13 protein-coding genes and 1 tRNA gene are annotated in these 17,023 nt (G+C 72.7%); 9 read left to right on the top strand and 5 right to left on the bottom strand.

Annotated features, from left to right (window positions below; genetic code table 11):
- Positions 1-73: 73 nt before the first annotated feature.
- Together ACFQ2D_RS11720 and ACFQ2D_RS11715 are read right to left on the bottom strand one after the other, a co-directional pair.
- Positions 74-1,549, bottom strand: a complete 1,476-nt coding sequence (locus tag ACFQ2D_RS11720) for a UdgX family uracil-DNA binding protein (RefSeq protein WP_280941153.1) — start codon at positions 1,547-1,549, stop codon at positions 74-76.
- Positions 1,549-2,823: a putative DNA modification/repair radical SAM protein gene (locus tag ACFQ2D_RS11715; protein ID WP_386795655.1), complete on the bottom strand. Its 1,275-nt coding sequence runs from the start codon at positions 2,821-2,823 to the stop codon at positions 1,549-1,551. Before ACFQ2D_RS11715 ends, ACFQ2D_RS11720 begins: the two co-directional genes overlap by 1 nt.
- A gap of 232 nt (positions 2,824-3,055) precedes the next feature.
- Here ACFQ2D_RS11715 and ACFQ2D_RS11710 point away from each other — a divergent pair, with 232 nt between their 5' ends.
- The 5 genes from ACFQ2D_RS11710 (at position 3,056) to ACFQ2D_RS11690 (ending at position 10,312) form a co-directional block, all read left to right on the top strand.
- Positions 3,056-4,057 (top strand): ligase-associated DNA damage response exonuclease, encoded by a 1,002-nt coding sequence (locus ACFQ2D_RS11710; RefSeq protein ID WP_280941152.1) that lies wholly within the window; start codon positions 3,056-3,058, stop codon positions 4,055-4,057.
- A 496-nt stretch (positions 4,058-4,553) separates the two neighbouring features.
- A complete protein-coding gene (locus ACFQ2D_RS11705; RefSeq protein WP_280941151.1) occupies positions 4,554-6,272 on the top strand; it encodes a cisplatin damage response ATP-dependent DNA ligase in 1,719 nt (572 codons plus the stop codon).
- On the top strand, positions 6,269-8,998 hold the full coding sequence (locus ACFQ2D_RS11700; RefSeq protein WP_280941150.1) for a ligase-associated DNA damage response DEXH box helicase: 2,730 nt from the start codon (positions 6,269-6,271) through the stop codon (positions 8,996-8,998). The genes ACFQ2D_RS11705 and ACFQ2D_RS11700 overlap by 4 nt, the downstream gene beginning before the upstream one ends.
- A complete protein-coding gene (gene pdeM / locus ACFQ2D_RS11695; protein WP_280941149.1) occupies positions 8,991-9,626 on the top strand; it encodes a ligase-associated DNA damage response endonuclease PdeM in 636 nt (211 codons plus the stop codon). Before ACFQ2D_RS11700 ends, pdeM begins: the two co-directional genes overlap by 8 nt.
- Before the next feature lie 158 nt (positions 9,627-9,784).
- Complete coding sequence (locus ACFQ2D_RS11690) at positions 9,785-10,312, top strand: outer membrane beta-barrel protein (RefSeq protein ID WP_280941148.1); 528 nt, start codon at positions 9,785-9,787, stop codon at positions 10,310-10,312.
- 70 nt (positions 10,313-10,382) lie between these two features.
- Here ACFQ2D_RS11690 and ACFQ2D_RS11685 read toward each other — a convergent pair whose 3' ends face one another.
- A complete protein-coding gene (locus ACFQ2D_RS11685) occupies positions 10,383-11,330 on the bottom strand; it encodes a hypothetical protein (protein WP_280941147.1) in 948 nt (315 codons plus the stop codon).
- 149 nt (positions 11,331-11,479) lie between these two features.
- Positions 11,480-11,556, bottom strand: a tRNA-Arg gene (locus ACFQ2D_RS11680).
- 67 nt (positions 11,557-11,623) lie between these two features.
- Here ACFQ2D_RS11680 and ubiA point away from each other — a divergent pair.
- Complete coding sequence (ubiA, locus tag ACFQ2D_RS11675) at positions 11,624-12,526, top strand: 4-hydroxybenzoate octaprenyltransferase (RefSeq protein WP_280941146.1); 903 nt, start codon at positions 11,624-11,626, stop codon at positions 12,524-12,526.
- Between the two features lie 398 nt (positions 12,527-12,924).
- Here ubiA and ACFQ2D_RS11670 read toward each other — a convergent pair whose 3' ends face one another.
- Positions 12,925-13,653, bottom strand: coding sequence for a ComF family protein (locus ACFQ2D_RS11670; RefSeq protein WP_280941145.1), 729 nt, complete (start codon positions 13,651-13,653; stop codon positions 12,925-12,927).
- A 49-nt stretch (positions 13,654-13,702) separates the two neighbouring features.
- Here ACFQ2D_RS11670 and bioB point away from each other — a divergent pair, with 49 nt between their 5' ends.
- Genes bioB through ACFQ2D_RS11655 form a run of 3 tightly spaced genes read left to right on the top strand, consistent with a single transcriptional unit; the run spans position 13,703 to position 17,018 of the window.
- Positions 13,703-14,785, top strand: a complete 1,083-nt coding sequence (gene bioB, locus ACFQ2D_RS11665) for a biotin synthase BioB (RefSeq protein ID WP_280941144.1) — start codon at positions 13,703-13,705, stop codon at positions 14,783-14,785.
- Between the two features lie 20 nt (positions 14,786-14,805).
- Complete coding sequence (gene bioF / locus ACFQ2D_RS11660; protein ID WP_280941183.1) at positions 14,806-16,020, top strand: 8-amino-7-oxononanoate synthase; 1,215 nt, start codon at positions 14,806-14,808, stop codon at positions 16,018-16,020.
- The gene (locus tag ACFQ2D_RS11655; RefSeq protein WP_280941143.1) at positions 16,017-17,018 is read left to right on the top strand and encodes a multidrug resistance efflux transporter family protein; all 1,002 of its coding nucleotides are present in this window, start codon (positions 16,017-16,019) and stop codon (positions 17,016-17,018) included. The genes bioF and ACFQ2D_RS11655 overlap by 4 nt, the downstream gene beginning before the upstream one ends.
- The last annotated feature ends 5 nt before the right edge of the window (positions 17,019-17,023 follow it).

Below are 17,023 nucleotides of genomic sequence, written 5' to 3'. Positions count from 1 at the left end.
CCGCCTCGATGTCGCCCGCGGGCGACGCTACCGCACATCGGGTCGCGGCGGTAGCCGGTCGCCTGCGGCGCTGTCAGGCGCTCGCGGGGCGGGCGTCGAGATGCTGGCGCAGCGCGGCGAGGTCGGCGACGAAGCCCCGGTAGGCCGCTTCGCGTGCCGCGGCCTCCTGCTGGCGCAGCACCCAGGCCGGGTGCACGGTGAGCAGGGCGCGCGTGCCGTCGTGCAGTTTCCGCCACTGGCCGCGCTCCTCCATCAGCCGCACGCCGCGGCCGAGCAGGGACATGGCCGCGGTCGCGCCGAGGCAGACGATCGCCTCCGGCCGCACCGCCTCGATCTCGCGCGCCAGCCAGGGGCGGCAGGCTTCGACCTGCGTCGCCTCGGGATTGCGGTGCAGGCGGCGCTTGCCGCGCCGTTCGAAGCGGAAGTGCTTGACCGCGTTGGTGAGGTAGAACCTTCCGCGCTCGAGCCCGAGCTCGGCCAGCGCGCGATCGAGCAGCTGGCCGGCAGGACCGGTGAACGGGCGGCCCGTCAGGTCCTCGGTATCGCCCGGCTGTTCGCCCAGCAGCAGCACGCGTGCATCCACCGGGCCTTCGCCGAACACCGTCTGCGTCGCCGGCTCCCACAGCGGGCAGGCGCGGCAGCCGCGCGCGGCTTCGCGCAGCGAGCACAGGTCGGGCGCGTCCTGCAGCTGCGGCACCGCACCGGGATGCACGGGCGCGATCCTCGGCGGCTCGGCGCGGACGGGGATCCGGCGCCGCGGCGCCTGCGCCTCGCGCTCGGCCATCTCGCGCACGCGCGTGCCGGCCTCGCGCACCAGGGTGGGCAGCAGCTGCGCCTCGGGCAGGTGCTTCCAGTATTTCACCGGCATTTCCTGGCGCATCATCCGCGGGTTGAGCCGCGCCGGGTTGAAGATGTGCGCGTAGTAGGTGCGCCACAGGTCCTCGTGCGCGTCGTCGGGCGGTGCGTCGGACGGCAGCGCGCCGTCGCCGAAGGCCAGCGCCTCGCCATCCCAGCGCGCGCTGCGGTAGGGCGTCAGGATCGCCCAGCGCATGCCGGCGAAACGACGCGCGAAGAACGCCGCCACGCGGTCGACGATGCGGTGCCCGGGCTCGAACCAGGCGATGAACGCCTCGCCATCGCCCGGCACGGCGCGGAAGCGCACGAAGGCCTTCATCTTGTGCGCGTCGCGGCGCACGGCCTGGGCCAGCGCCTGCGCGCGGCGCACGTCGGCATCGGCGGGATTGGAGAGCACGGTCGGCTCGCCGTGGTTGATCCGCCACAGCAGCCGGTACAGCAGCCCCAGCCGCTGCGGGTCGCGATGGCAGAGCACGTCCCCGGCGATGCCGAGCAGGGCGCTGGAGGCGCGCGGGGTGGCGTTCGCCGCCGGCGCATCCCGCAGGTCCGGCGCCGCCAGCAGCGCGGCGGGTGCGTCGCCGTCCTGCCAGTCGATGTCCTCGGGCGGCACCCGAGCCTGCAGACCGTGGCGCGCGATGTCGCGCCAGGCGCCGACGTCCCAGGGCGGATCGACGCGGGCGGTCCAGCGCGCCATCAGGCGGCCGCGTCGAACAGCGACCCCTGCCGCGGCGGCGGCGCCAGCTTCGCGCGCAACGCCTGCGGGTCGTCGAGCGCGCGGCGCGGATGGTGGTCGGCCAGCTGGACGAAGGGCAGCAGCTTCGACAGGGGCGCACGCAGGCGCGCCAGGTCGGCCACGCGCAGGCGGCCGTGGCGGCGTGCGGCCAGCACGCGCTCGACGTTCTTCAGCCCCAGTCCCGGCACCCGCAGCAGCAGTTCCCTGGCCGCGGAATTGAGATCGACCGGGAAACGCTCGGGATGGCGCAGCGCCCAGCCCAGCTTGGGATCGACGTCGAGCTCGAGCATGCCGTCGCCGCGCCCGTCGGCGATCTCCTCGATGCGGTAGTCGTAGAAGCGCAGCAGCCAGTCGGCCTGGTACAGGCGGTGCTCGCGCTGCAGCGGCGGCGCCCGCGGCGGCAGCTTGCTGCTGGCGTCGGGAATCGGGCTGAAGGCCGAGTAGTAGACGCGGCGCAGCCGGTAGTTGCCGTACAGGTTGTCGGCCATCGACAGGATGGTGCGGTCGTCGGCGCCATCGGCGCCGACGATCATCTGGGTGCTCTGGCCGGCGGGCGAGAAACGGGGCGCACGCCGGCGCGGCGCGCCGGCGACCGAGGCGGTGCCGGTCGCGGCCCTGCGCGCCTGCTTCGATTCCTCGATCCGCCAGCGCAGCTCGCCCATCGCGCCGCGGATGGCGGGCAGCTGCTTTTCAGGCGCCAGGGCGGCCAGGCCCTGCTCGGTGGGCAGCTCGACGTTGATCGACAGCCGGTCCGCGTAGCGGCCTGCAGCGGCCAGCAGCTCCGGCGAGGCCTCGGGGATGGTCTTGAGGTGGATGTAGCCGGCGAAGCGGTGCTCCTCGCGCAGGCGGCGCGCGACCTCCACCAGCTGCTCCATGGTGTAGTCGCCGCTGCGGATGATGCCGCTGGAGAGGAACAGGCCCTCGATGTAGTTGCGCCGGTAGAAGTCCAGGGTGAGCCGGACGACCTCGTCGACCGTGAACCGCGCGCGCGGCACGTTGCTCGACACGCGGTTCACGCAGTACGCGCAGTCGTACACGCAGAAATTGGTCAACAGGATCTTGAGCAGGGACACGCAGCGGCCGTCCGGCGTATAGCTGTGGCAGATGCCCATGCCCTCGGTGCTGCCGATCCCGCCGCTGCGCGAGGAGTCGCGCCGGCCTGCGCCGCTGGACGCGCAGGACGCGTCGTACTTGGCGGCGTCGGCGAGGATGGACAGTTTGCGGGCAGTTTCCATCGCGGCAGGGTGGGAGGCGCGCGTCTCAGCGGGTGAGACGGGAACGGGACAAGGATGAACGCGCGGGCGGCGCGGTTCAGCTGCGTCCGCGCCGCTGCGTTGACGCCGGCCGCATGGGCGCCCGGCTAGCCTCGCGCCATCCCTTCGCGTCGCGATGCCGCGGCGAATCTGGTCCCGCCTGCCGCATGCGCCGTCCTTCCACCGACCCGTTCCGCAGCACGATGCCCCGCCCGTGAAGACCGCGCGGCGCGACCTCGTGGAACTGCGGCCGGAAGGGCTCTACTGCCCGGCGGGCGATTTCCATATCGATCCCTGGCGGCCGGTCCCGCGCGCGGTGATCACCCATGGCCACGGCGACCACGCGCGCGGCGGCATGGGCGAATACCACTGCGTGCGCGAGAGCCTGCCGATCCTGCAGTGGCGGCTGGGCGCGCAGCGCTACCGCGTGGTGGAATACGGCGAGCCCTTCGACCTCGGCGGGACCCGCGTGTCGCTGCATCCGGCCGGGCACGTGCTGGGTTCGGCCCAGGTGCGGATCGAGGACGGCGACCGGGTCTGGGTGGCCTCGGGCGACTACAAGCGCCAGCACGATCCCACCTGCGCCCCGTTCGAGGTGGTGGCCTGCGACACCTTCATCACCGAGGCGACCTTCGGCCTGCCCATCTACCGCTGGCCCGACACGGCCGAGGTGGCGCGCGAGATCGCCGACTGGCGCGCGGCCTGCGAACGCGAGGGCACCGCCGCGGTGCTGTTCTGCTACGCGCTGGGCAAGGCGCAGCGGGTGCTGGCCGAACTCGCGCCGTTCCTCGACGCGCCCGTACTGCTGCATGGCGCGATTGCCAGCGGAGTCGAGGTGTACCGCGGCTGCGGCATCGCGCTGCCGCCTACCGAGTCCGTGTCCGACCAGGCGCGCGGCATCGACTACGCGGGGCAGCTGGTGCTGGCGCCGCCATCGGCCGCGGGCAGCGCGTGGATGCGTCGCTTCCGCCGCGCGCAGACGGGATTCGCCTCCGGCTGGATGCGCCTGCGGGGCAATCGCCGCCGCCGCAACTACGACCGGGGCTTCGTGGTCTCCGACCATGCCGACTGGCCCGACCTGATCCGCACCGTGCGCGAAACCGGCGCCACGCGCGTGATCGCCACCCACGGCAACACCGACGCGATCGTCCGCAAGCTGTGCGAGGACGGCATCGACGCGGGCGCGTTCCGGACCGGGTATGGGGAGGAGGACTGATGGCGCGAGTCCTTCTCTTCCGCCACGGTGCTGCTCCCTCCCCCGCTTGCGGGGGAGGGAGGGGGTGGGGGCACGCCCAGGTCGCCACGACACGCGTCCTCGCTGCTGAACCTGCCCCCATCTCAACCTTCCACCGCAAGCGGGGGAAGGAGCAGGGCACTCCCTTTCCCGTCCATGGGCGAGGGTCGGGGTGGCTGCACGCCTGGATCGCCACGACACGCGTCCTCGCTGCTGAACCTGCCCCCATCCCGACCTTCCCCCGCGGGCGGGGGAAGGAGCAGGACACTCCTTCCCCCGTTCACGGGGGAGGGCCGGGGTGGGGGCTCGCACAGGTCGCCATGACACAGATCCTCGGGCCGGACCTTGCCCCCATCCCAACCTTCCCCCGTAGGCGGGGGAAGGAGCAGGACGCCCCCTCCCCCGTTCACGGGGGAGGGCCGGGGTGGGGGCACGTCCAGGTCGCCACTCAATTCATCCCCGCACCGGCCCCCGCCTGATGCGCCGCTTCGCCGCCCTCTACCGCGAGCTCGACCGCAGCACCGCCACCCTCGACAAGCGTGCGGCGCTGGTGCGCTACTTCCGCGAAGCGCCGCCGCGCGACGCGGCCTGGGCGCTGCACCTGCTTTCCGGCGGCAAGGTCGCGGGCGCGAAGCGCCGCATCGCCAACACGCGCGAGCTGCGCGAATGGATCGCCGCCGAAGCCGGCCTGCCCGACTGGCTGGTCGACGACAGCTACGACCAGGTCGGCGACCTGGCCGAGACCCTGGCCCTGCTGCTCGACGACCCCACCACGCCGGGCAGCGACGCACCGCTGTGGGAATGGATCGAACGCCGCCTGCTGCCGGTCGCGAACCGCGACGTGGAGGTGCGCCGGGCGGTGGTGGTCGGGGCCTGGCGCAGCCTGTGCTTCGATGAGCGCCTGCTGTTCAACAAGCTGCTCACCGGCGCACTGCGCGTGGGCGTGTCGCAACGCATGGTCCAGCAGGCGCTGGTGGAAATGAGCGGCATCGACATCGCCCGCATCGCCCAGCGCATGCTCGGCCAGTGGCAGCCGACGCCCCGGTTCCTCGCCACGCTGCTGTCGCAGGAGGAGCTGGCGAGCGACCGCCAGCAGCCCTACCCGTTCTTCCTGGCCACGCCGCTGGAGGCGGCGCTGAGGCCGGACGGGGCCGCGCTGCCCGAGGACGATGCGGAACGGAGCGACCATGACGCGGAGCAGATCGATGCGCCGCCCCCCGCTACCCTCGCGAATGATCCGGCGGCGGTCGAGCGCGCCCTCGGGTCCATCCACGACTGGCTGCTGGAATGGAAGTGGGACGGCATCCGCCTGCAGCTGATCCGCCGCGGCGGCGAGGTGGCGCTGTGGTCGCGCGGCGAGGAGCGGCTCGATGGCCGCTTCCCCGAGATCGAGCATGCCGCGCGCGCCCTGTTGCGCGACTGCGTCCTCGACGGCGAACTGCTAGCCTGGCGTAGAGATGCCGCCGAGCCGATGCCGTTCACCGCATTGCAGACCCGCATCCAGCGGCGCAAGCCCGGCGCGAAGACCCTCGCCGATACGCCGGTACGCGTGCAGGCCTACGACCTGCTCGAACTCGACGGCGAGGACTGGCGCGCGCGCCCGCAGCATGAGCGGCGCGCGGCGCTGGAGGCACTGCTGGCCGCGCACGGCGATCCGCGCATCGTCGCCTCGCCCCTGGTCGACGCACGCGACTGGAGCCAGGCCGCCGGCCTGCGCGAACAGGCGCGCGAGCGCGGCGTCGAAGGCCTGATGCTCAAGCGTCGCGACGCGCCTTACCAGGCCGGGCGCAAGCGCGGCGACTGGTGGAAGTGGAAGATCGACCCGCTGACCGTGGATGCGGTGCTGATCTATGCGCAGTCCGGGCACGGCCGCCGCAGCACGCTCTACACCGACTACACATTCGGCCTCTGGGACGGCGACACCCTGGTGCCCGTGGCGAAGGCCTACAGTGGCCTGGACGATGCGGAGATCCTGCGCCTGGACCGCTGGATCCGCGCCAACACGCTGGAGCGCTTCGGCCCGGTGCGCTCGGTCCCCGGCGTGCATGTGTTCGAACTCGGCTTCGAGGCGGTCAACCGTTCGACCCGGCACAAGTCCGGCATCGCCGTGCGCTTCCCGCGCATCCTGCGCTGGCGCCACGACAAGCCCGCGGCCGAAGCCGATCGCCTGGCCACCCTGCGGGCGCTCGCGCGATGAAGTCCGGCGCGCCGCGCACCCGCTTCGACGCGCCGCTGGCGGCGTGGTTCGACACCCGGGGCTGGCGACCGGCGCCCTTCCAGCGCGAGGCCTGGCGCCGCTGGCGCCGTGGCGAATCCGGACTGCTGGTCACGCCCACCGGCAGCGGCAAGACCCTGGCCGCCCTGGGTGGCCCGCTGCTCGATGCGCTGGCCGAAGCGGCGCGGCGGAAGCTCGCGCCAGCAAAGGCAGTGCGGGCCAGGACCGGTGCGGCCGGAACGGCGTCGCGGCGTGCGGCGCAGACCGCCGGCAACCCGCAGACTGCCCCGGCGGCATCGGCGCGCATGGTCGCAGCGCGCGTCGCGGCCACCCGCGTCGGACGGGTGGCGAAGGCGCGGGCAGAAGGGGCTGCGTGCCCGGCCGTGGTTGGAGGCGATGCGGGAGCGCCGGCAGCGCCGGATGCCGGGGTGTCCCACCACACGCCGGCAACGGCGCGCAGGAAGACGGCGCCTGCCGCCCGCACCCGCCTGCTCTGGATCACCCCGTTGCGCGCCCTTGCCAGCGACACCGTGCGCGCCCTGCGCGAGCCGATCGAGGCGCTGGGCCTGGACTGGACCGTCGCGATGCGCACCGGCGACGCCAGCTCCCGCGACCGCCGCCTCGCCCGCCAGGGTCGCGCCGATGCGCTGGTGATCACGCCCGAATCGCTGGCCCTGCTGCTGAGCTATCCCGACACCGCCGCGCAGCTGTCGGGCCTGCGCGGCATCGTCGTCGACGAGTGGCACGAACTGCTCGGCAACAAGCGCGGCGTGCTGCTGCAGCTGTGCCTGGCGCGGCTGCGCGCGTGGGCGCCGGATGTGCGCATCTGGGGGCTGTCGGCCACGCTCGGCAACCTCGAGCAGGCGCGCGACGCACTGCTGCCGCATGCGCCGGGCGCCGCCATCCTGCAGGCAGCCAAGCCTCGCAGTCTCACCCTCGAGACCCTGCTGCCCGAAGCCGGCGAGCGTTTTCCATGGGCCGGGCACGTGGGTCTGTCGCAGGTGCAGCGCGTCGCCGCGCGCCTGCAGGCGGCGGCTACCACCCTGCTGTTCGCCAACACCCGTGCGCAGGCCGAACTCTGGCATCGCGCGCTCTCGGCGACGTGGCTCGACGAGCCCGAGACGCTCGCCCTTCACCACGGCTCGCTGGATCCGAAGCTGCGCGCCTCGGTCGAGCAGGGTCTGCGCGAAGGCCGCGTGCGCTGCGTGGTCGCGACCTCCAGCCTCGACCTCGGCGTCGACTTCCCCGCCGTCGACCAGGTGATCCAGATCGGCAGTCCCAAGGGCATGGCGCGGCTGCTGCAACGCGCCGGCCGCGCGCGACATCGTCCCGGCGAGGCCGGGCACATCCTGTGCGCGCCGACGCACGCGCTGGAGCTGGCCGAGTACGCCGCCGCGCGCGAGGCACTGCGCGAGGGCCAGGTCGAAGCGCGCCTGCCGCCGCGACTCTCGCTCGACGTGCTGGCCCAGCATTGCGTCACGCTGGCGCTGGGCGGCGGCTTCCGGCCCGACGCGCTGCTCGCGGAAGTCCGCGGCACCCACGCCTTCGCCGCGCTCGGCGACGCGCAGTGGCAGGCGGTGCTGGCCTTCATCGTGCAGGGCGGCGAAGCGCTGCAGCATTATCCCGAGTACACGCGGGTGGTGGTGGACGACGACGGGATCTACCGCGTGACGGATCGCCGCATCGCGCAGCGCCATCGCCTGTCGATCGGCACGATCACCAGCGACGGCGCGCTGCAGGTGAAGCTGCTGCGCGGCGGCAGCCTGGGCAGCGTGGAAGAGAGCTTCCTCTCGCGCCTGCGCCCGCGCGACCGTTTCCAGTTCGCCGGCCGCACGCTCGAACTCGTGCGGCTGCAGGACATGACCGCCTACGTGCGCGTGGCGAAGAAGGCCGACGGCATCGTGCCGCGCTGGCAGGGCGGGCGCATGCCGATGTCCAGCGAACTCGGCGCGCGCGTGGCGCAGGTGCTGGCCGGCCCGCGCGACAGCCCCGAGCTGCGCGCGCTGGGCCCGCTGCTCGAGCTGCAGGCCCGGATTTCCGCGCTGCCGGCTGCGGATGGCCTGCTGGCGGAGTTCGCGAAAACGCGCGAAGGCTGGCATCTGTTCGTGTATCCGTTCGCCGGCCGCGGCGTGCACGAAGGGCTGGCCGCGCTGCTGGCGCTGCGCTGGAGCCGGCTGGCGCCCAACACGTTCGGGTTCGCGGTCAACGACTACGGCCTGGCGCTGACCGCGCACGCGCAGACGCAGATGGACGCGGACACGCTGCGCGCCCTGCTCGATCCTGCCCGGCTGTTCGACGACCTGCGCGACGGCGCCAACCTGGGCGAACTGGCGCGCCGCCAGTTCCGCGAGATCGCGCGCGTGGCGGGCCTGTTGCCGCCATCGCTGCCGGGGCGCGCGCTGCGCAGCCTCCGCCAGCTGCAGGCGTCCAGCGGCCTGCTGTTCGACGTACTGCAGCGACACGATCCGGGCCACCTGCTGCTCGAGCAGGCCGAGCGCGAGGTCTTCGAGGCCCAGCTCGAGGTGCGCGCGCTGCAGGCGGTGCTCGAGCGCTGCCATGCCGCGCGCATCGACCTGCACCATCCGAAGACGCTCACCCCGTTGTCGTTTCCGCTGTGGGCCGAAGGCATGCGTGGCACGCTCAGCAGCGAGGACTGGCGCACGCGCGTGCAGCGCGTCGCCGAACGCCTGGAAAAGCGCCATGGATGAGACGCTGGACCTGGCCATCGCCGGGGAGCCGGTGCGGCTGTTCGCCGACCGCGCCCTGTACTGGCCCGCGCGCGGGCGACTGCTCATCGCCGACCTGCACCTGGGCAAGGGCGATACCTTCCGCACCGCCGGCATCGCGGTACCGACCGGCGGGACCGCCCAGGACCTCGGGCGCCTCGCGCGGCTGCTGGCGCGCAGTGGCGCCCGTTCGCTGTGGATCCTCGGCGATTTCCTGCACGCCAGGCGGACCGCCGCGGTGGACGCCGCTTGGCGTGACTTCCGCGATGCCCACCGCGACGTCGCGATCGCCGTCGTGCCCGGCAACCACGATCGCGCCCTCGACCCGGCGGCGGCAGGCGTGGAGCGCCTGCCCGAAGGCGTGGTCGACGGGCCTTTCGAACTTCGCCATGCACCGTCGCCGGGGCCGTCCGCGCAGCACGTGCTGTGCGGCCACGTCCACCCTGTCCTGCGCCTGCCGGGGATCGGCCGCCATCCGCTGTTCTGGCTGCGGCCGCGGATCACCGTGCTGCCGGCGTTCTCCGCGTTCACCGGGGGCCATCCGGTGCCGCGCGCGGACAGCGGTGGCAGCGTGCTCTGCGACGGCGCGCAACTGCTGCAGCTGCGTTGACCGACCGCGCATTAGCCGTGATTCTGGGATAAAGAATCCAGAATCGAGTACTTTGGTGCAGAAGTAGAACACCCATCTTCCTGGTACGCCGCAGCAGCCCGGCTTTGCGCCCGGGCCCGCGGTCGAGCAATTCGCTCATCCCCCACCAGGAGACATCCATGCGTTCCAAGCTGTTGACCACCACCGTTGCCGCCCTCCTGCTCGGCGGCGCTTCGCTCGCCCATGCCCAGGACACCGGCTTCTACGCCGGCGCCGGCGCCGGCCAGGCGCTGGTGGACGAGCGCGCCTACGACGACGAGGACACCGCGTTCTCCGTCTTCGGCGGCTACCAGTTCCACCGCAACTTCGCGCTGGAGGCGGGCTATACCGACTTCGGCAAGCTCGAGCCGCGCGGCGAGGGCAGCAACCTCGAACTGGCCTCGGCTTCGCTCACCGCGGTCGGCATTCTCCCGTTCACCGAGAAGTTCTCGGGCTATGCCAAGGCCGGCTTCCAGCGCTGGGACCTCGACCGCGCGATCCCGGGCCTGACCGGCACCGCCAAGGACGACGGCACCGACCCGGTCTACGGACTCGGCCTGCAGTACCGCTTCAACGACCTGGTCGCCCTGCGCGGCGAGTACACCCGCAGCGAAGTCGAAGACCTCGACGTCGACGCGGCCCAGGTGCAGGTGCGGTTCGATTTCTGAGCCGCTTCGCGGCTCGTGATCGCGTCGGATGCGCGGCCCGTGGGTCCACGGGCCGCGTAGTCCTGGCGATTCAGTCAGCGGTGACCGGCTGGATGAGCTGATCGGCGGGTTCGCAGCGCGGAGGCCAGGCTGGATCGGCGTCCGCGGCCAGATCGACCAGATAGATTTCTCCCGATGCGGGTCCCGCATCCTGGCCGAACAGCAGGCGACCGCCATCGGGCGAAAACTTCGGCCCGACCTGGAACACCTCGTCGTTGCCCTGGATCCGCAGGCCGGGCACCCAGTCGTCGCCGTTGCGTCTGTAAAGATGGATTCGCGAGCGCACGTCGCGGTCGGAGACGACCGCCAGCTGCGAGCCGTCGCGCGACACGTCGGCTTCGAAATCATTGGCCGGCGTGTTCACCGACGCGACGTTGGCGACGTGCCACTCGCCCGCCGCGTCGCGCACGGCCCGGTAGATGTCGGTGCCGCCATGGCCGCCTGGACGATCCGACCCGAAATACAGGTGGCCCGCGCGATCGACGCTGGGCAGCAGTTCGGAACTGTCGCTGTTGACCGGTTCGGGCAGGCGCTGGGGCGTCCCCCAGTTGCCGTCGCCATCGCGGGCGACCACGTAGATGTCGAAGTCGTCATTGCCGGCTTCGGCGAAGCGATGTCGGGTGGAAATGAAATAAAGCGACTTTCCGTCCGGTGCCAGGAAGGGATCGCCATCGTGCATTGCCGTGTCCGCCGAGAACGCGGGCTCGCGCGGCCTGGTCCAACGCCCGTCGACGCAGCGGCTCTCCATCAGCCGATAGCGCCGGAACGCGCGATCGGCGCGCATGAATACCGCCAGCGCACCATCCCCGCTGAAGGTCGGAGTGGTTTCGTACTGGCCGGTGCTCCACGCGTCGGGTGTCCAGCGCGCTGCGGCGCGCGCATTCGTGGCTCGCGCGTCATCCATCGCCGCCGCGGGCTGCTGCGCGGCGCAAGCCGCGCAGGCCAATACCAGCGGCAGTCCCGGGAACCGTAGTGTCACGGCGGTCCTCCTGCGGTCACGTCATCGGTACGGCGGCAAGCGGGCGGCGCGTGCTGGAATCGGGCCCGGAGCGGACGGCGCGCTCTCACGCGGCGGCTGGGATCGCATCGGCGTGCCAATCGCCGGGAGCGCAAAACCGCACGAAAAAATGGCGCGCCTGGAGGGATTCGAACCCCCGACCAATGGCTTCGGAAGCCACTACTCTATCCGGCTGAGCTACAGGCGCGTGGCCGGGGATTGTCCCACGGACCGGGCCGCGGCGCGAGCCTTGACGGGCTTGGTAGGCTGGGGCGATGCACGGGCACGACCAGGACACTCCGCTCGCACCGGTTCCCGAGTGGCGCCGGCGCTTCGCCTTGTACTGGGCGCTGGTGCGCGGCGACCGCCCGATCGGCTGGCTGCTGCTGCTGTGGCCGACCTGGTGGGGGCTGTGGATCGCCTCGGGCGGCGTGCCGTCGCTGTGGATCCTGTTCGTGTTCAGCGCCGGCGTGTGGCTGACGCGTTCGGGCGGCTGCGTGATCAACGACTACGCCGATCGCTGGCTGGACGGTTCGGTGGAACGCACCAAGGACCGCCCGCTGGCGACCGGGGCGGTGTCGGGGCGCGAGGCGCTGGCGGTGTTCGCGGTGCTGATGCTGGTCGCGTTCGCGCTGGTGCTCACCCTCAACCGCCTGACGATCCTGATGAGCATCGTCGGCGTGCTGCTGGCCGCGACCTATCCCTATCTCAAGCGCTACACCTACCTGCCGCAGGTGTACCTCGGCATGGCCTTCGGCTGGGGCATCCCGATGGGCTTCGCGGCGGTGCAGGGCGAGGTGCCGCCGGTGGCCTGGGTGCTGTACGTGGCCAACATCTTCTGGGCCACGGCTTACGACACCTGGTATGCGATGGTCGATCGCGACGACGACATCCGCATGGGCTCGAAGTCGACGGCGATCCTGTTCGGCGACCTCGACCTGGTCGCCCAGGGCGTGCTGTACGCGATGACCTTCGCCGCGCTGGCCCTCGTCGGGCGGCAGGCGGGGCTGGGTGCGGTGTACTGGGCCGGGCTGGGCGTGGCGGCGCTGCTGGTGGGCTGGGAATTCCTGATCGCGCGCTGGCGCGATCGCGCGGCCTGCTTCCGCGCCTTCCTGCACAACCATTGGGTGGGGCTGGCGATCTTCGCGGGGATCGCGGGGGATTACGCGCTGCGTTGAGTGGCGTGGCGGCGGTGGCCCCACCCCAGTCCTCCCCCGCGAGCGGGGGAGGGGGCGAAACCGACGTGCCCAGCGCATCGACCGCCAGTCAATCGCAGTGGATGCTTGCGTGTTTCGCATCCTCGCACGGGACAACTCTCTCCCCTGCGGGGAAGAGCGAGACCGATGTGCGTAACGCATTGACCGTCAGCCAGCCACCTTGGACGGCCCCGCGGCTCGCTTCGGCACGGGACAACTCCCTCCGCCGCCCGAGGGGAACAGCGAAACCGATGTGCCCACCGGATCGACCGCCGGCGACTACCGTCGACGCCCGCGTGTGGCTTCCTTCCTCACACGGAACAACCCCGTCCCCCGCTCGCGGGGGTGGGTCGGGGTGGGGCAAGCCGACGCGACGCGACTCACGGCACCCGCGCGCACACCCAGGCCTCCACCCGCGCCACGCCGGCCCGGCGCAGTGCCCGCGCGGCCGCGTGCAGGGTCGCGCCCGTGGTCATGACGTCGTCCACCAGCACCACGTGCGAAGGCAGCGGCCGGCCGTCGTGCACCGCGAACGCCCGACGCAGGTTGCGGCGCCGCTGCGCGGCATCGAGCTCCGACTGCGCCTGCGTCGGCCGCTGCCTCCGCAGCAGGTCGGTCCGCAGCGGCAGCCGTAGCGCGCGGGCCAGCGGGCGGGCCAGCTCCAGGGCCTGGTCGTAGCCACGGCGCCGCAGTCGCTCCAGGTGCAGGGGAATGGGCAGCAGGACCTCGGGAGGCTCCAGCGCGGCGAAGCGCCGCGCCATCGCCTCGGCCAGCAGCCGCCCCGCGGCGAGGTCCTTGTGGAATTTGAAACGCGGCAGCAACCGGTCCAGCGGCGCCGCGTAACGGAACGCGGCGTGGGCGGCATCGAGCGGCGACGCGGCCTGCAGGCAGGCGCCGCAGGCCGGGGCAGGAGCCGACAGCGGCAGGGCGCAGCGCGCGCAGGCCGCATCGTTCCAGGGCAGGGCGTCGCTGCAGGCGCGGCACAGGTCGGCCCCGGGCGGGGCCGTCTCGCCGCAGGCCAGGCAGCGCGGCAGGCACAGGCGGATGCCCAGCCGCCGCCACCAGCCGTCAACCACGATGCCTCCGCTTCGGTTGACAGGCTCCCGCATGCTTTCCAGACTGCCCGCCCTTCGCCTTTGCGTCTGTCAGGGAACCGCCATGCCTGCCGTCAGCCCGCTCCGCGCCGTCGCCGGCGCCGCGCCGATCCGCCACGACTGGACGCTGGAGGAGGTCGAGGCGCTGCTGGACCTGCCGTTGCCGGAGCTGCTGTTCCGCGCCGCCGAGACCCACCGCCGCCACTTCGACCCGGCCGAGGTGCAGGTCAGCACCCTGCTGTCGGTCAAGACCGGCGGCTGCCCCGAGGACTGCGCCTATTGCCCGCAGGCGCAGCGCTACCACACCGGTGTCGAGGCGACCAAGCTGATGTCCACCGACGCGGTGCTGGAGAAGGCGCGCGCGGCCAAGGCCGCCGGCGCCTCGCGCTTCTGCATGGGCGCGGCCTGGCGCTCGCCCAAGGACCGCGACATCCCCAAGGTCGCCGAGATGATCCGCGAGGTGAAGGCGCTGGGCCTGGAGACCTGCGCCACCCTGGGCATGCTCAGCGGCGAGCAGGCGCAGGCCCTGCGCGCGGCGGGACTGGACTACTACAACCACAACATCGACACCGATCCGGAGTTCTACGACGCGGTGATCCGCACCCGCGAGATCCAGGATCGGCTCGACACGCTCGAGCATGTGCGCGACGCCGGCATGAAGACCTGCTGCGGCGGCATCGTCGGCATGGGCGAGACGCGGCGCCAGCGCGCCGGCTTCCTGCGCACCCTGGCCAACCTGCCCGCGCACCCGGACTCGGTGCCGATCAATCGCCTGGTGCAGGTGGCCGGCACGCCGCTGCACGGCACCGCCGAACTCGATCCGTTCGAGTTCGTGCGCACGATCGCCGTCGCCCGGCTGCTGATGCCGGCCTCGATGGTCCGGCTGTCGGCCGGGCGCGAGCAGATGTCGGACGAATTGCAGGCGCTGTGCTTCGCCGCCGGGGCCAACTCGATCTTCCACGGCGAGAAGCTGCTGACCACCGGCAACCCGGACGTGGCCCACGACCAGGCCCTGTTCCAGCGCCTGGGGCTGCGCGCGATGCAGGTCGCGGTGGACGCGCCAGGCCACGACCACGGTGGTACCGTACACGCGGACATCTCGGCCGGCGCCGGACCGGGATCCTGCGCGGCGGGGGGCCGCGTCTGACAGGAAGCGTCGCCATGCCGATCGAACGCCCGGACCTGCATGCCCGCGTCGCGGCATCGCGCAGCCAGCGCAGCGCCGGCGCGGCCAGGCGCGTGCGCCGCGAGGTTCTGCGCCGCGACGGCGCCCGCTGCGAGGTCTCCGACGGCCACGGCGGCAGCCGCAGCCTGCTCAACTTCTGCAGCAATGACTACCTGGGGCTGTCGCAGCACTTCGCGGTGGTGAACGCGCTGCAGGACGCGGCCGCGCGCGACGGCGCGGGCGGTGTCGCCTCGCACCTGGTCTGCGGCCATCACGCCGTGCATGGCGCGCTCGAGCGCGAGCTGGCCGACTGGCTGCAGGTGCCGCGGACGCTGCTGTTCGGCAGCGGTTTTTCCGCCAACCTGGCGGTGATGCAGGCGCTGCTTGAGGACGACGATGTCTGCGTGCAGGACCGGCTCAACCATGCCAGCCTGATCGACGGCGCGCGCCTGGCCGGCTGCCGCCTGCGGCGCTATCCGCATGCCGACGTCGAAGGCGCGCTGCGCCAGCTGCGCGGCGCGCCCGAGGGCGCGGCGATGCTGGCCACCGATGGCGTGTTCAGCATGGACGGCGACGTCGCCCCGCTGCGCGAGCTGGCCATCGCCGCGCGCGTGCAGCAGGCGCTGCTGTACGTGGACGACGCGCACGGCGTCGGCGTGCTCGGGCCGGAGGGCCGCGGCTCGGTCGCGGCCGCCGGACTCGACGTCGCCGCGGTGCCGCTGCGCCTGGCCACGCTGGGCAAGGCGCTGGGTGGCTGCGGCGCGGTCGTCGCGGGCGATGCCGACCTGGTCGACCACCTCGCCGAAACCGCGCGTCCCTATCTCTACACCACCGCGCTGCCGCCGGCGCAGGCCGCGGCGATGCTGGCGGCGGTCAGGCTGGCCCGGCGCGAGCACTGGCGACGCGAGCGCCTGCGGGAGCTGGTCCAGCGTTTCCGCGCCAGCGCTACCCGCCACGGCCTGCAGCTGCTGGCCTCGGAAACGCCGATCCAGCCGGTGCTGTGCGGCGACAACGCGCGCGCTGTGGCGATGGCCGAAGCGCTCGAGGACGCCGGCTACTGGGTCGCCGCGATCCGTCCGCCGACCGTGCCGGAAGGACAGGCGCGGCTGCGCGTGGCCTTCAGCGCCATCCACGAACCCGCGCAGGCCGAGGCGCTGTCCGACGCCCTGGCCCTGGCCCGCGACCGCGCCGACGTCGCCGCCAGCCGCTACGCATGACCCGTCGCGACGTGAATGGCCGCGTCGCGCTGGCGGCGGTCGGCCTGGCGCTGCTGTCCGCGCTGTTCTTCACCATGACCTACGTGCTCAACCGCGCCAGCGCCAGCGGCGGCGGGCACTGGGCCTGGCTGGCCAGCCTGCGCTACCTGATCACATTGCCGCTGATGCTGCCCTTGCTCGCGCGGCGGGGCGCGATGATGCCGGTGCTGCGCGCGATCGCGTCGCACCCGTTGGCCTGGCTGCGCTGCGCCGGCGTGGGCTTCGTGCTGTTCTACGTGATGCTGTCCTACGCGGCCGCGAGCGGGCCGTCGTGGCTGGTGGCGGGCTCGTTCCAGTTCACCGTGATCGCCGGGATGCTGTGCGCGCCCCTGCTGTACCGCGACGCGCGCCGCCGGATCCCGCCGGCCGGGCTGCTGGTGGCGGCGCTGATCCTCTCGGGCGTGCTGCTGATGCAGGTCGGCCACGCCAGCGGCGCGCTCGACCGCGCGGCCTGGATCGCGCTGGCCTGCGTGCTGGTCTCGGCGGTGGCGTATCCGCTCGGCAATCGCCTGCTGCTGCTGCACCTGGAGCGCAGCGGCGAGCCGCTCGACGCTACCCAGCGCGTGTTCGGCATGACCCTGGCCAGCCAGCCGCTGTGGCTGCTGGTGGCCGGCTACGCCGCGCTGCAGTCCGGCCCGCCCACGGCCGCGCAGGTCTGGCTGGCCGCGGGCGTAGCGCTGTCGGCGGGGGTGATCGCCACCATCCTGTTTTTCCAGGCCACCGGGATGGTGCGCGACCAGCCGCTGGCGCTGGGTGCGGTCGAGGCCATGCAGGGCGCGGAAGTGGTGTTCGCGGTGCTGCTGGGCGTGCTGCTGCTGGGCGAGCCCTGGCCGGGCGCGACCGCGCTGTCAGGCGCGGTGCTGGTGCTGGCAGGCATCATCGCCTTCGCCTGGGTGGTCGCGCGGCCGGCTGCCGGAGGCGATGGAACACGCGCGTTGCGTACGGACAAGGGTGCATGAGCAGT

Source organism: Luteimonas composti, assembly GCF_042678665.1.
GTDB classification, from domain to species: domain Bacteria; phylum Pseudomonadota; class Gammaproteobacteria; order Xanthomonadales; family Xanthomonadaceae; genus Luteimonas; species Luteimonas composti.
This window is presented reverse-complemented; position numbering and strand designations above follow the sequence as displayed.

Coding starts and splice junctions, on each gene's coding strand:
- ACFQ2D_RS11720 (WP_280941153.1), bottom strand. CDS start 1,549: ATGGCGCGCTGGACCGCCCGCGTCGATCCGCCCTGGGACGTCGGCGCC.
- ACFQ2D_RS11715 (WP_386795655.1), bottom strand. CDS start 2,823: ATGGAAACTGCCCGCAAACTGTCCATCCTCGCCGACGCCGCCAAGTAC.
- ACFQ2D_RS11705 (WP_280941151.1), top strand. CDS start 4,554: ATGCGCCGCTTCGCCGCCCTCTACCGCGAGCTCGACCGCAGCACCGCC.
- ACFQ2D_RS11700 (WP_280941150.1), top strand. CDS start 6,269: ATGAAGTCCGGCGCGCCGCGCACCCGCTTCGACGCGCCGCTGGCGGCG.
- pdeM (WP_280941149.1), top strand. CDS start 8,991: ATGGATGAGACGCTGGACCTGGCCATCGCCGGGGAGCCGGTGCGGCTG.
- ACFQ2D_RS11690 (WP_280941148.1), top strand. CDS start 9,785: ATGCGTTCCAAGCTGTTGACCACCACCGTTGCCGCCCTCCTGCTCGGC.
- ubiA (WP_280941146.1), top strand. CDS start 11,624: ATGCACGGGCACGACCAGGACACTCCGCTCGCACCGGTTCCCGAGTGG.
- ACFQ2D_RS11670 (WP_280941145.1), bottom strand. CDS start 13,653: ATGCGGGAGCCTGTCAACCGAAGCGGAGGCATCGTGGTTGACGGCTGG.
- bioB (WP_280941144.1), top strand. CDS start 13,703: ATGCCTGCCGTCAGCCCGCTCCGCGCCGTCGCCGGCGCCGCGCCGATC.
- ACFQ2D_RS11655 (WP_280941143.1), top strand. CDS start 16,017: ATGACCCGTCGCGACGTGAATGGCCGCGTCGCGCTGGCGGCGGTCGGC.